This window comes from Nonomuraea sp. NPDC051941 (genome assembly GCF_044593615.1).
The window spans coordinates 42003-55254 of the sequence record NZ_JBIUCF010000045.1 but is presented as its reverse complement, the minus strand read 5'-3'; the positions used below and the strand labels follow the sequence as shown (position 1 = coordinate 55254).

Annotated in this window: 13 protein-coding genes; 11 read left to right on the top strand and 2 right to left on the bottom strand. The window is 71.7% G+C overall.

From position 1 onward, the window contains the following. Positions 1-11: 11 nt before the first annotated feature. From ACIHFD_RS50685 to thiD, 3 genes are all read left to right on the top strand, one after another. Positions 12-977 (top strand): thiamine-phosphate kinase, encoded by a 966-nt coding sequence (locus ACIHFD_RS50685; RefSeq protein WP_397373028.1) that lies wholly within the window; start codon positions 12-14, stop codon positions 975-977. 269 nt (positions 978-1246) lie between these two features. Further along, a complete protein-coding gene (locus tag ACIHFD_RS50680; RefSeq protein WP_397373027.1) occupies positions 1247-2884 on the top strand; it encodes a hypothetical protein in 1638 nt (545 codons plus the stop codon). A gap of 8 nt (positions 2885-2892) precedes the next feature. Beyond that, complete coding sequence (gene thiD, locus ACIHFD_RS50675; protein ID WP_363976007.1) at positions 2893-3696, top strand: bifunctional hydroxymethylpyrimidine kinase/phosphomethylpyrimidine kinase; 804 nt, start codon at positions 2893-2895, stop codon at positions 3694-3696. 79 nt (positions 3697-3775) lie between these two features. Here the strand turns inward: thiD and rpmB are convergent, their stop codons facing one another. Next, entirely contained in the window at positions 3776-3961 is a 186-nt protein-coding gene (gene rpmB, locus ACIHFD_RS50670; protein WP_043618345.1) for a 50S ribosomal protein L28, read from the bottom strand. 207 nt (positions 3962-4168) lie between these two features. Between rpmB and ACIHFD_RS50665 the strand changes: the two genes are divergently transcribed. The 8 genes from ACIHFD_RS50665 to mutM all read left to right on the top strand — a co-directional run bounded on the left by ACIHFD_RS50665 (position 4169) and on the right by mutM (position 12073). After that, positions 4169-5716 (top strand): DAK2 domain-containing protein, encoded by a 1548-nt coding sequence (locus ACIHFD_RS50665; RefSeq protein ID WP_397373026.1) that lies wholly within the window; start codon positions 4169-4171, stop codon positions 5714-5716. A gap of 49 nt (positions 5717-5765) precedes the next feature. Then, positions 5766-7940 carry an ATP-dependent DNA helicase RecG gene (recG, locus tag ACIHFD_RS50660; protein WP_397373025.1) on the top strand — a complete coding sequence of 725 codons (2175 nt, stop codon included), beginning with the start codon at positions 5766-5768 and terminating at the stop codon, positions 7938-7940. Between the two features lie 453 nt (positions 7941-8393). Next, positions 8394-8960, top strand: a complete 567-nt coding sequence (rsmD, locus tag ACIHFD_RS50655; RefSeq protein ID WP_397373024.1) for a 16S rRNA (guanine(966)-N(2))-methyltransferase RsmD — start codon at positions 8394-8396, stop codon at positions 8958-8960. Between the two features lie 14 nt (positions 8961-8974). After that, on the top strand, positions 8975-9451 hold the full coding sequence (gene coaD / locus ACIHFD_RS50650) for a pantetheine-phosphate adenylyltransferase (protein ID WP_185068071.1): 477 nt from the start codon (positions 8975-8977) through the stop codon (positions 9449-9451). Between the two features lie 53 nt (positions 9452-9504). Continuing rightward, the gene (locus ACIHFD_RS50645) at positions 9505-10074 is read left to right on the top strand and encodes a YceD family protein (protein ID WP_397373078.1); all 570 of its coding nucleotides are present in this window, start codon (positions 9505-9507) and stop codon (positions 10072-10074) included. 1 nt (position 10075) lies between these two features. Continuing rightward, complete coding sequence (gene rpmF, locus ACIHFD_RS50640) at positions 10076-10255, top strand: 50S ribosomal protein L32 (protein ID WP_139632166.1); 180 nt, start codon at positions 10076-10078, stop codon at positions 10253-10255. Between the two features lie 216 nt (positions 10256-10471). Next, complete coding sequence (gene rnc, locus ACIHFD_RS50635; RefSeq protein ID WP_363976698.1) at positions 10472-11191, top strand: ribonuclease III; 720 nt, start codon at positions 10472-10474, stop codon at positions 11189-11191. Between the two features lie 36 nt (positions 11192-11227). Next, on the top strand, positions 11228-12073 hold the full coding sequence (gene mutM / locus ACIHFD_RS50630; RefSeq protein WP_363975993.1) for a bifunctional DNA-formamidopyrimidine glycosylase/DNA-(apurinic or apyrimidinic site) lyase: 846 nt from the start codon (positions 11228-11230) through the stop codon (positions 12071-12073). Here the strand turns inward: mutM and ACIHFD_RS50625 are convergent. After that, complete coding sequence (locus ACIHFD_RS50625; protein WP_397373023.1) at positions 12021-13184, bottom strand: MFS transporter; 1164 nt, start codon at positions 13182-13184, stop codon at positions 12021-12023. The two genes, mutM and ACIHFD_RS50625, sit on opposite strands and share 53 nt — an antisense overlap. Positions 13185-13252 lie beyond the last annotated feature (68 nt).

Here is a 13252-nt window from a genome sequence, read left to right as displayed (position 1 = left end):
CACCGTACCCTGTGTGCGTCAGGAGGTGCGTCATCACAGTCGGAGATCTCGGCGAATTCGGAGTGATAAATCGGATTACCAGTCGTCTGCCCCAGGGTGCGGCGGTAATGCTCGGTCCGGGTGACGACGCCGCCGTGGTCAGCGCGCCTGACGGCCGGGTCGTGGTCTCAACGGATTTGCTGATCGAGGGTAGACATTTTCGGCGGGATTGGTCCAGCGGTTACGACGTGGGTCGTAAGGCCGCCGCCCAGAACCTCGCCGACGTGGCCGCCATGGGCGCCGTGCCGACGTCCCTCGTGGTCGGGCTGGGCATGCCCGCCGACCTGCCGCTGACGTGGCTCGACGGGCTGACGGACGGGTTCCGCGACGAGTGCGCGGTGGTTGGGGCGAGCGTCGCCGGGGGCGACATCACGCGGTGCGACCTGGTGGTCATCGGGGTGACCGCGCTGGGCGACCTGGGCGGGCGGGCTCCCGTGACGCGCTCCGGCGCCCGGCCCGGGCATGTCGTGGCGGTGACCGGGCGGCTGGGGTACGCCGCCGCCGGGTGGGCGCTGCTGGAGGCGGGCGTGCCGGAGAACCCCGTTCTGGAGGAGGTCGTGGTCGCGCATCGGCGGCCCAGTCCGCCGTACGCGATGGGGCCGGGGGCGGCCGAGCTGGGCGCGAGCGCGATGCTGGACGTCAGCGACGGGCTGCTGCAGGACCTCGGCCACGTCGCCGAGGCCAGCGGCGTGCGCATCGAGCTGGATCCGCGGGCCTTCGCCGTGGGGGAGCCGGTTGCGGTCGCGGCCAAGGAACTTGGGGTCGATCCGCTGGAGTGGGTGCTCACGGGTGGCGAGGATCACGCGCTCGCGGCGGTCTTCCCCGCAGAGGTGAGTTTGCCGCCGTCGTGGCAGGTCGTGGGCCGGGTGGCCGAGGGTGAAGGCGTGCTGGTTCATGGGCGCGAGATCGGCCGGCGCGGATGGGATCACTTTCGGTGATGACTTGTCCCGATTTGAGTGACATTTTCCGGATTTGTGGTGGGACTCCGGGGATTGCTGTGACAACGGTGTCGCAAAGGTGTTATGAAGATTGGCGGCCACTGTAACCGCGAGAAAGGGCAGCCATGGGCCGCCACGGCACAGGTGGATCCGACGACGGGGATGAACGGGGGAACAACAGCGCATTCTGGGGTCCTGACGAGCAGGCCGAGCCACCCGGCTGGCCTTCGCTGCCGGACGAACCCGAGGTGACGGGCCAGTGGGCTCCTATGCCGCGGCGCACTGACGGACCGCCTCCGCGCGGGCCGCAGTCCGAGCCGTTCGAGACCACCGGTGCCTTCGCGCTGCCCAACAACTCCGACGGCGGCTTCCCCCCGGCCAACGACCCCGTGCATGGCTTCCCGCAGCCGGGTCCTGGGGAGGCCGGGCCGTTCGAGACGACGGGCGCCTTCGCCCGGCCGCCGGAGTGGGGCCAGCCGGGCGACCGCCCTTTTGACGCTCCCGGTCCCTTCGACGGGCCCATGGAGCGCACGGCCTTCTTCGACGGCCCCGGCAATCCGGGCGCACCCGCCGGGCGGGGCCCTTTCGACGCCGCGGCTCCCATGGAGGGGCCCGCCGAGCGTACGGCCTTCTTCGGCGGCCCGGACACTCCGCCTGGCCCAGGAGGACCGGGTCCGGGCCCGGCCGGCGGTCGAGGCCCCTTTGAGGCGTCTGGCCCCTTTGACGGGCCCATGGAGCGTACGGCCTTCTTCGACGGCCCCGACGTGCCGGGTGGCGCCTTCGGCGGACCACCTCCCGGCGACCGGCCCGGGCCCTTCGACGGGCCGTTCGACGGGCCGTTCGATGGGCCCGGTGACCGTACCGGCGCGGTGCCCATGTCGGCCGGCCCGCCCGAGCCCGGGGACGTCAAGGTGGCCGGGGAGCCCACGGCCGTGCAGGCGCCCGCCTGGGCGAACGCCGAGACCGGCTTCCTCGCCTCCGACTGGGCGGCCGACCCCGGCCTCGACGAGCCGGACGAGCCCAAGGGCCGCCGCGGGCGCCGTAAGGGCGGACGCGGCGGCGGCGGCGACGTGCTCACCGCGCCCCCGTCGTCGGGTGGCGGCAAGGGCCGGGTCGCGCTGCTGTCGGTCGCGGCGGTCGCCGTCGTGCTCGGCGGCACCGTGGCGGGCGTCAAGTTCATGAGCTCGTCGGGCACTCCCGACAAGTGCGCGGGCGCGACCTGCGCCGCCGTCCAGGCGACGAACAACCAGCCGGGTCCCGCGGCCTCCCAGCCGACCGAAGAGGAGACCACGCCGGAGGAGGAGCCGTCCGAGGAGGAGTCGGCGGACGAGGAGCCGACGACGTCCAAGACCCCGTCGCCGACGGCCTCGTACAGCGCTCGTACGCCCCCGCGCCGCACCGCCTCCGCGACGCCGACGCCCACCAAGACCAAGGTGAAGACGTCCGCGAAGCCGACGAAGGAGCCGACGCCGCCCGTCGAGGAGCTCGCCACCGAGACGCCGACCGAGGAGCCTTCGACGCTGGACGACGGCGACACCGGCGGGGGGACCAGCAGCGGCGGCAGCACCCCGCTCCCGACCACCACGAACACGTTCGGGTCCGGCCAGGGCGGCGCGATGAACATCAAGCAGACCATCAAGCAGCGGGTGCTCAGCTACCAGGCCGACATGACGCTCTCGAACACCTCTCGGGAGACGCTGGAGAACCCGACGGTCTCCGTCCCGGTCGAGGGCAAGGTCATGGCCGTGACCGGCGCCCAATGGACGCAGGACGGCGATCTGCTGATCCTCGACCTGTCGGCGTCGCTGTCGGCCGGTGACTCGGTGAACGTCTCGTTCACCGCCACGGGCGAGGGCCAGAAGGCCGCCAACTGCGGGCTGGTCAGCGGGGACTGCGCCATCAGCTGAGTGGTTGGATGGGGGACATGACGGTTTCGACCCCTCCACGCGTGCTGACCGTCGCCGGCTCCGACTCCGGGGGCGGCGCGGGCATCCAGGCCGACCTGAAGACCATGCTGGCCATGGGCGTCCACGGCATGAGCGTCATCGCCGCGGTGACGGCTCAGAACTCCCTGGGCGTCCAGGGCTACTGGGAGCTGCCGCCCGAGGCCGTACGCGCGCAGCTCGACTCGGTCCTGGGCGACATAGGCGCCCAGGCGGTGAAGACCGGCATGCTGGCCTCCCCCGCGCTGGTCGAGGTCGTGGCCGACGCGCTCGGCTCGTACGCCGCGCCCGTGATCGTGGACCCCGTGGGGGTGTCGAAGCACGGCGACCCGCTGCTCGCGCCCGAGGCCGTCGACACGCTGCGGACGCGGCTGCTGCCCGTGGCCACCGTGGTGACGCCGAACCTGTGGGAGGTGGAGCAGCTCACCTCTGTCAAGGTGGAGGACGAGGGCGGGCTGCGGGCGGCGGCCGAGGCCGTTCTGGAGCTCGGGCCCAGGTGGGCGCTGATCAAGGGCGGCCATCTGCCGGGCGCGCCCGTGGACCTGCTCACGGACGGCACGGCCGAATACCGCTTCGCCGCCGAGCGCCTCGACAACCGCCACACCCACGGCACGGGCTGCACGCTGGCCTCGGCGATCGCCTCCCGGCTCGCGCTGGGCGACGACGTGCCGGAGGCGGTGGGGAAGGCGAAGGAGTACGTGACGGGCGCGATCGCGCGCGGTTTCCCTCTGGGAAGCGGCATCGGCCCGGTGGACCACGCCTGGCGCTGGCGCTGACGCTCGGGCCTCAGGGGCCCGAAAACGCGTAAGCCCGCGGCTCCCTCGGGAGCTACGGGCTTACGCGAAAGTGTGGGACCTAGCGGGTGACCTTACCCGCCTTGATGCACGAGGTGCACACGTTGAGCTTCTTCGGCGTGCCGCCGACGACCGCGCGGACCGTCTGGATGTTGGGGTTCCAACGACGACGGGTACGGCGGTGGGAGTGGGACACGTTGTTGCCGAAGGTCGGGCCCTTGCGGCAGACATCGCAGACGGAAGCCACGGTTCGCTCCTTAAAACAGTCGATGTAGCCCTGTCCGCTGATGCTTTCCGGGCGGAGGGCATGCCGGGACAACCGGCCAGCCAGACGAGAATATCCGATCCACACCGATGGGCGCGAACTGGAACGCTGGACCGGTGGTCCGGCGGCGATATTCTCCATCGACAACCGTAGCGCATCCGGGCCACGCCGGGAGCCGGGAGGGTGCAGATGAAGATCCTCGACCCGCCGGCGGTGCGCCGCTGGGCCCGCCTGGCCGCCGACGCGCTCGGCCGGGCCAGGACCGAGATCGACGCGCTGAACGTGTTCCCCGTGGCCGACGGCGACACCGGCACCAACCTGCACCTGACCATGCTGTCCGCGGCCGAGGCCGTCGAGTCGCTGCCCGACGACGTGGACGCGGCCGTGGTGTGGCAGACGCTCTCGTACGGCGCGCTCGTCGGGGCCCGCGGTAACTCCGGCGTGATCGTCAGCCAGGCGTTACGCGGCCTCGCCGAGGTGCTGAAGGACGGCTCCGACCTGCGGGCCGGGCTGCTCAGGGCCGCCGTGCTGGCCAGGGAGGCGGTGGCCAGGCCGGTGGAGGGCACGGTGCTGAGCGTGCTGGAGTCGGCCGCGCGAGCCGTACAGGACGTGGACGGGGGCGATCTGCGGGCGGTGGCGCGGCAGGCGGCGGGTGAGGCCCGCGCCGCGCTGCGCCGTACGCCTTCCCAGCTGGACGTGCTGGCCCGCAGCGGCGTGGTGGACGCGGGTGGCGCGGGCGCGGCGATCGTGCTGGAGACCCTGGCCTCCGTGATCACCGACTCCTACAGCGATCACTACGACGTGCCCGCGCCGACCTCGCGGGTCGCGCCGATGGCCGAGGTGGGGGCGGGGTACGAGGTGATGTACCTGCTGGACGCCGACGACGCCGCGGTGGCCGCGCTGCGCGAGGAGCTCGACGCCATGGGCGACTCGCTGGTCGTGGTCGGCGGCGGCGGGCTGTGGAACGTGCACGTCCACGTGGCCGAGGCCGGTCCCGCCGTGGAGGCCGGGCTGCGGGCCGGGCGGCCGCACCGGATCAGGATCACGTACCTGGCCGAACGCACCCACCGCGGCAGCGCGGGCCGGGGCGTGGTGGCGGTGGCCGCGGGGGACGGGATCGCGGCGCTGTTCGAGGAGTGCGGCGCGGTCGTGGTACGCCGCGAGCCCGGCACCCGGCCCACCCTGCCCGCCATGCTGGCCGCGATCAGGCAGGCGGGCGGCGAGGTCGCGGTCCTGCCGAACGACGAGGGCGTCAGGTCGGTCGCCGCCGCGGCCGCGGAGATCGCCCGCGAGGACGGGGCCGTGGTCAGCGTGCTGCCGACGAAGGCGACCGTGCAGGGGCTGGCGGCGCTGGCCGTACACGATCCGCTGCGCCGCTTCGACGACGACGTGGTGGCGATGACGGACGCGGCCGGGCACACGCGGTACGGACACGTGACGGTGGCGGACCGCGAGGCGATGACGAGCGCGGGCCTGTGCCGCCCCGGGGACGTGCTCGGCATGATCGACGGGGACGTCGCGGTGATCGGCGGCTCGCTCGACCGCGTGGCCACCGTGGTCGTGGACCGGATGGTGGCCGGCGGCGGCGAGCTGGTGACCTTGGTCACGGGCGCGCAGGCGCCGCCGGGGCTCGCCGCGCGGCTGGAGGAGCAGTTGCGCGGTACGCGGCCCGACGTGGATCTGGTCGTGTACGACGGCGAGCAGGGCGGCTATCCGCTCCTGATCGGCGTGGAGTGACACCGATGAACGGGATTCCTGTCGGGCCGACGCGGTAGAACTTAATGCCGTGAGCCGTTTCGACGAGCCTCTGACGAAGGCGCTCGACCCGAAGACCGCCAAGTTGCTGCACAGCGTGCTCGACCTGGAGACGGTCGGCGACCTGCTGCGCCACTATCCCCGGCGTTACGCCGAGCGCGGCGAGCTGACCACGCTCGACGCGCTGGAGGTCGACGAGCACGTCACCGTGGTCGGCGAGGTGACCAGGCTCATGCGCAAGCCCATGCGCAATCGCGGCGGCACCTGGCTGGAGGTCGAGGTCGTCGACGGCAACGGCAACAGGCTCTACCTGTCGTTCTTCGGCAAGGGCTCCCACGTGGCCGAGTCGCGGCTCAAGCCCGGGCAGCGGGGCATGTTCGCGGGCAAGGTGGGGCTGTTCGGGGCGCGGTCGAAGCCGCGCTGGCAGCTCGCGCACCCGGAGTTCGAGCTGTTCGAGGAGGGCGAGGCGAACGCGGAGGAGTTCGCGGCGGCGCCGGTGCCGATCTATCCCGCGGGCAAGGACGTCACGCCGTGGGCGATCAGGCGCGCGGTCGGCGTCGTGCTCGACACGCTGGGCCCGCTCGACGACCCGCTGCCCGCCGAGCTGCGGGCCCGCCACGGGCTGCAGGATCTGGGCGAGGCGCTGGCGGGCATCCACCGGCCGAAGGACTTCGCCGAGGTGGGGCGGGCGCGCAAGCGGCTGAAGTTCGACGAGGCGTTCGTGCTGCAGGCCGTGCTGCTGCGGCGGCGCCGGGCCGCCACCGCGCTGCCCGCCAAGCCCAGGCCCAGGCGCGGCGACGGCCTGCTGACCGACTTCGACGGGCGGCTGCCGTTCTCGCTGACGGAGGGGCAGGCGCAGGTCGGCGAGGAGATCGCCGCCGACCTCGCGCTGGAGCACCCGATGCACCGCCTGCTGCAGGGTGAGGTCGGCGCGGGCAAGACGGTGGTGGCGCTGCGGGCGATGCTCCAGGTGGTCGACGCGGGCGGCCAGGCGGCGCTGCTGGCCCCCACGGAGGTGCTGGCCCAGCAGCATCACCGCTCGATCACCGGCATGCTCGGGGATCTGGCGCAGGGGGGCATGTTCGGGGGCACGTCGGTCACGCTGCTGACCGGCTCCATGGGCGCCGCCGCCCGCCGCGCGGCCCTGCTGGACGCCGCCTCGGGCACGGCGGGGATCGTCGTGGGCACGCACGCGCTGCTGCAGGAGCACGTGCAGTTCGCCGACCTGGGGCTGGTCGTGGTGGACGAGCAGCACCGGTTCGGGGTGGAGCAGCGCGACGCCCTGCGCGAGAAGGCGGCCGGTGGCCGTCCGCACGTGCTGGTCATGACGGCGACCCCGATCCCGCGCACGGTCGCCATGACCGTCTTCGGCGACCTGGAGATCTCGACGCTGTCCCAGCTCCCGTCGGGCCGCGCCCCCATCACCACGCACGTCGTCCCGGCCGCCGAGAAGCCCCACTACCTCGAACGCACCTGGCAGCGGGTGCGGGAGGAGGTGGCGCTGGGGCGGCAGGCGTACATCGTGTGCCCGCGTATCGGCGATCTGGAGGGCGACGAGGGCGACCTGGCGGCCGCCGGCGACGACGACCGCCGCCCGCCGCTGGCGGTCCTCGACGTGGCCGAGCTCCTGAAGAGCGGCCCCTTCCACGACCTGCGGGTCGGCACGCTCCACGGCAAGCTCCCGCCGGAGGAGAAGGACGCGATCATGCGCTCCTTCACGCGGGGCGAGCTCGACGTCCTGGTGGCCACCACCGTCATCGAGGTCGGGGTCGACGTCCCCAACTCCTCCGTCATGATCATCATGGACGCCGACCGCTTCGGCGTCTCCCAGCTCCACCAGCTCCGCGGCCGCGTCGGCCGCGGCGGCCTTCCGGGGCTGTGCCTCCTGGTCTCCGACTTCTCCGAGGGCACGCCCGCCCGCGCCCGCCTCGACGCGGTCGCCACCACCCTGGACGGCTTCGAGCTGTCGCGCGTGGACCTGGAGCAACGGCGGGAGGGCGACGTCCTGGGGGCGGCGCAGTCGGGCAAGCGGTCGTCGCTGAAGCTGCTGCAGCTCCTGCGGGACGAGGACGTGATCGCCATGGCCCGCGACGAGGCCGCCGCCCTCCTGGAGGAGGATCCGGACCTGACGGCGTACGAGGGGTTGCGGGCGGAGATCGCCCGGCTGCTGGCGGACGAACGCGCGGAGTACTTGGAGAAGACCTGACCCCTATGGCCGTGGCCGCCTGAGCAACTCCCAGGCCGGGGGGCAGCGTGCGGCGCTTACGGCCGTCCGGCCGCGCGCTGGGGTCTCGGGCGCCGGTGAGGCGGGGTGGTGTTCGGCGCGATACGTGCGGCGGGCCGGGGGCCGTTGGCGGGGAGGCGGCGTGGGGCGCTTCGGTGGCGCGGTGGGCAGCCTGCCGGCAGTGGAAAAACCCAGCCGCGGGGACGGCCTCCCCCCGAATGCCGTCCCCGGCTGGGCCCACCCTCGGGTCAGGTGCCGAGGGAACCGGCGTGCGGAAGGGCTCACGATCACGCCGGTCGGCCTTCATGTGGGTCACCTTGAAGGCCGCAGAACTCATCATGCGGGCCCGTCGCGCCGATGTGAATCACCCTTGCGCACTCGAGGCAGACACTTGTCCACTCTTGACCTGCGCGAACATGCGGAACAATGGGTCACATGACGCGGATCATCGCAGGCAGCGCAGGTGGCAGGCGGTTGGCGGTGCCGCCGGGGCGGGGGACGAGACCGACCAGCGACAGGGCCAGAGAAGGGATCTTCTTGACGCTCGACTCCCTGTACGGCCTCACCGGCGCCCGCCTGCTCGACCTGTACGCCGGGTCCGGCGCGATCGGCCTGGAGGCGCTGTCCAGGGGCGCCAAGGAGGCCGTGCTGGTGGAGTCCGACCCCAAGGCCGTCAGGACGATCAAGGCGAACGTCCAGTCGCTGGGCCTCGACGGCGCCAGGGTGATCGCGGACAAGGTCGAGCGCGTGCTCGGCAACCCGCCCGCTGAGCCGTACGACATCGTCTTCGCCGACCCGCCCTACGCCTTGTCCGACGAGGAGGTCCGGCGGACGCTGGAGTCGCTGCGCGACAACGGCTGGCTGCTGGATGAGGCGTTGGTGGCATTCGAGAGGGAAAGCAGGGGAAAGGCACTGATGTGGCCGGAAGGCTACGTTGAGGAGAGGGTCCGTCGTTATGGCGAAGCATCCGTTTGGTACGGTCGCGCCGCCGGGAACCCGTAGACCTGGGAGGCGTCTTGCGCCGCGTAGTCTGCCCGGGGTCGTTCGACCCCATCACCAATGGCCACCTCGACATCATCGGCCGGTCCGCCCGGCTCTATGACGAGGTGACCGTGGCAGTCCTCATCAACGTCGAGAAAAGCAGCCTGTTCACGGTGGACGAACGAATTGAGATCCTGCAGACCGTGACCAAGGAATATCCGAACGTCAAGGTGCGGAAATTCCACGGACTGCTGGTCGACTTCTGCAGGCAGAACGACATCCCCGCCATCGTCAAAGGCATCAGGGTGGTCAGCGACTTCGACTACGAGTTGCAGATGGCGCAGCTCAACTACCGCCTGTCGGGGGTCGAGACGCTGTTCATGCCGACGAACCCCGAATACTCGTTCCTGTCCTCCAGCAGGGTGAAGGAGATCGCCAGGTATGGTGGGGACGTCTCGGGCCTCGTGCCCGATCTCGTGCACAAGCTGCTCATCGAGCGGCTCAGGGGCTGAGCGCGACCTGCTATCCTTTCATTTCGGCCTTGTACGACGGCGATCGTCTCGCCATGCCTAGCGAGAGCAGGATGACTCAGCACCTCGACCCCCGCTCCCCGTGGGTGATCTCAACCCATGACCTGGGAAAGCGGCCGGGCACGATGCGGCAGATGACTCTGACCCTCCCGGCACCGGCGGATCTCGGCGTCGACATGATCGGTGTCCCCAAAGACGCCGAAGTCGAGCTGGACCTCCGGCTCGAAGCAGTGATGGAAGGTGTGCTCGTGTCGGGCACGGCGCAGGCCCCGCTCGCCGGGGAGTGCGCTCGCTGTCTCGACCCCGTCACCTCGGACCTCGAGGTTGACCTGCAGGAGCTGTTCTTCTACTCCGACGAGGACGCCTCGGACGAGGATTCGCTGCTCGACGGCGAGCTGTTCGACCTCGAGCCGACGTTCCGCGACGCGGTGGTGCTCGCACTGCCGTTGAGCCCCGTCTGCCGTGAGGACTGCGAAGGGCTCTGCACGGAGTGTGGGATCAAGCTGGCCGAGGCCGGCGAGGATCACCGGCACGAGAAGATCGATGCCCGCTGGGCGTCGTTGCAAGGTCTGATTACCGACAAAGATAACGATCAGGAGAAGTGACGTGGCCGTCCCGAAGCGAAAGATGTCGCGGAGTAACACCCGCCACCGTCGCTCCCAGTGGAAGACGACTGCTGTCGCCCTGGTGAGCTGCCCGCAGTGCCGTTCGCCCAAGCAGCCGCACATCGCGTGCCCCACCTGCGGCACCTACAACCGGCGTCAGGTCATCGAGCCTTCCGCCTGATCCGTCAGCAGTTGACGTGATGCCGACCGGGTGCGATGGTGCCTCGGTCGGCGTTACCGTCTCAGATGCGTGCGGCGGCGGTTCGCCCGCGGCCGTGGTGGACGCCGGGGCTACGCGTTACCCCGACGCCCACCACGTTTTCGGGCATCTTCCGCAGTCGCCACACCATGCGAAGATGTCCGAGGAGGAAAGCACGTGGGCACAGGTCCTAAGCCGGTGGCCGTAGAGGTCGCCCGAGACGAGCTGGAGCGGGTCCTGGCGGTCGGCCTCGACTCCGACATCCTGGAGCGGGCGCTGACCCACCGCTCCTACGCGTACGAGAACGGCGGCCTGCCCACCAACGAGCGCCTGGAGTTCCTGGGCGACTCGGTGCTCGGCCTGGTGGTCACCGACACCCTCTACCGCAACCACCCCGACCTCCCCGAGGGCCAGCTGGCGAAGCTGCGCGCCGCAGTGGTCAACATGCGCGCGCTGGCCGACGTGGCCCGCAACCTGGGCCTGGGCCGGTTCCTGCGGCTCGGCAGGGGCGAGGAGGGCACCGGCGGGCGCGACAAGTCGTCCATCCTGGCCGACACCCTTGAGGCGCTGATCGGCGCGATCTACGTCGACAAGGGGCTCGACGAGGCGTTCCGGGTGGTGCACCTGCTGTTCGACCCGCTGATCGTCCGTTCGGCCTCGCTCGGCGCCGGGCTCGACTGGAAGACCTCCCTGCAGGAGCTGACGGCCTCCGAGGCGCTCGGCGTGCCTGAGTACCACGTCGAGGAGAGCGGTCCCGACCACGCCAAGTCGTTCACGGCGATGGTGCGGGTCGGCGGCGAGTCGTACGGTTCGGGCACCGGGCGCAGCAAGAAGGAGGCCGAGCAGCAGGCGGCCGAGGCGGCCTGGACCCGGATCAGGGCCCGGCGCGAGCAGCGCGAGAGCCAGCCCGCGGGCTGAACGCCCGCCCGGGCGAGCCACACGAAAGGGTCTGAGGTGCCTGAGCTACCGGAGGTCGAGGTCGTCAGGCGCGGCCTCGCGCAGTGGGTCACCGGGCGCGAGATCGCCTCGGCGGAGGTGCTGCACCCCCGCGCCATCAGGCGGCACGCGCCAGGAGCCGACGAGTTCGCCGCGCGCCTCAAGGGCCGCGCGGTGCTGTCCGCCGAGCGGCGCGGCAAATACCTGTGGCTCCCGCTGTCGGGCGCCGAGGAGGCCCTCCTGGCCCACCTGGGGATGAGCGGCCAACTGCTGGTCGTCGAGCCCGACTCGCCGCCGGAGAAGCACCTGCGGGTACGCCTCCGCTTCGAGGACGGCGGCCCCGACCTGCGCTTCGTCGACCAGCGGACGTTCGGCCACGTCATGCTGACCGGCCTGGCCGATGGCGTCCCCGAGCCGATCGCCCACATCGCCCCCGACCCGTTCGAGCCGGTGTTCGACGACGCGGAGTTCGCCGGCAGGCTCAGGGCCAGGCACACGGAGATCAAGCGCGCGCTGCTCGACCAGTCGCTGATCAGCGGCGTCGGCAACATCTACGCCGACGAGGCCCTGTGGATCGCCCGCCTGCACGGGGCCCGGCAGACGCAGACGCTCACGCGTCCCAAGATCGCCGAGCTGCTGGCCGGGGTCCGCGCCGTCATGTCCTCCGCGCTGCAGCAGGGCGGCACCTCGTTCGACAGCCTGTACGTCAACGTCAACGGCGAGAGCGGCTACTTCGAGCGCTCGCTGGAGGTCTACGGGCGGCGCGACCTGCCCTGCTCCCGCTGCGGCACCGCGATCAGGCGCGAGCCGTTCATGAACCGCTCGTCCTACTCCTGCCCCAGATGCCAGCGACGACCGCGGTGAGAACGGCGAGCCCGGAGCCCAGCCACATCACCGCGGAGATCGAGACCCCGTCCACGACCCGGCCGCCGGCGAACGCGCCGAGCGCGATGGAGACGTTGAAGGCGCCGACGAAGAGCGCCGTGCCGAGCTCCCCGCCGCCCGCGCGCATGATCCACAGCTGCAGGGTCACCCCGACGCCTCCGTAACCGAAGCCCCACACCAGCAGCACGACCAGCGGCAGGCCGATCGAGGCCAGGGCCGCCGTGGCGAGCGCGATGAGGGCGGCCAGAGCGATCAGGACCGGCTTGGGGTTCCTGGCCGCCCATGCCCCGGCGGCGAAGTTGCCCGCCACGCCCGCGGCGCCGTACAGGAGCAGGACCGTGCTGACGAGGGCGGGACCGGCGTGCGAGACCTGCTCCAGGAACGGCCGGACGTAGGTGTAGGCCGCGAAGTGGCCGGACACGACGAGCACGGTCAGGACGAGGACGGTCTTGAGCGGCCCCGAGAGCCATCCGCGCCGGGATCCGGCACTTCGGGCAGGGGCCTCGCCCGGAAGGGGCGGCAGGGTCGCGTACAGGACGGCGGTCAGGGCCAGCGCCACCACCCCCATCGCGACGAACGCGCTGCGCCACCCCGCGAACGACGACACGAACGTCGCCGCGGGCACCCCCAGCACCGACGCCACGGACACCCCGGCCAGGATGATCGACGTGGCCCGCCCGACGGACCGTTCCGGCACCAGCCGCGTCCCGAGGCCGGCCGCGAACGCCCAGAACCCGCCGATGCTCACCCCCGTCAGCACCCGGGCGGCCAGGATGACGGGATAGCTCGGCGCGAACGCGCCCACCAGGTTGGCCACCGCCAGCAGCGCCATCAGCCCGATCAAGATCTCCCGCCGGTCCAGCCGGCGGGCGGTGAACGCCAGCACCGGCGCGGACACGGCGGCGACCAGCCCCGGGGCCGACATCATCAGCCCGGCCGTCCCGTCGGACACGTCAAGGGTGGCGGCGATCGAGGTCAGCAGGCCGACGGGCAGCATCTCGCTGGTCACGACGGTGAAGGTGCCCACCGCCACCGACGACACGGCGAGCCAGCGCGCCCGGACGGCGGGGGAGACATCAGTAGTGGTCATGCCCCTCAGCCTCGGGTTCGGCGGCGGACGGGAACAATGACGAAGTCCGAAGGCTTGGTTTAGGCAGG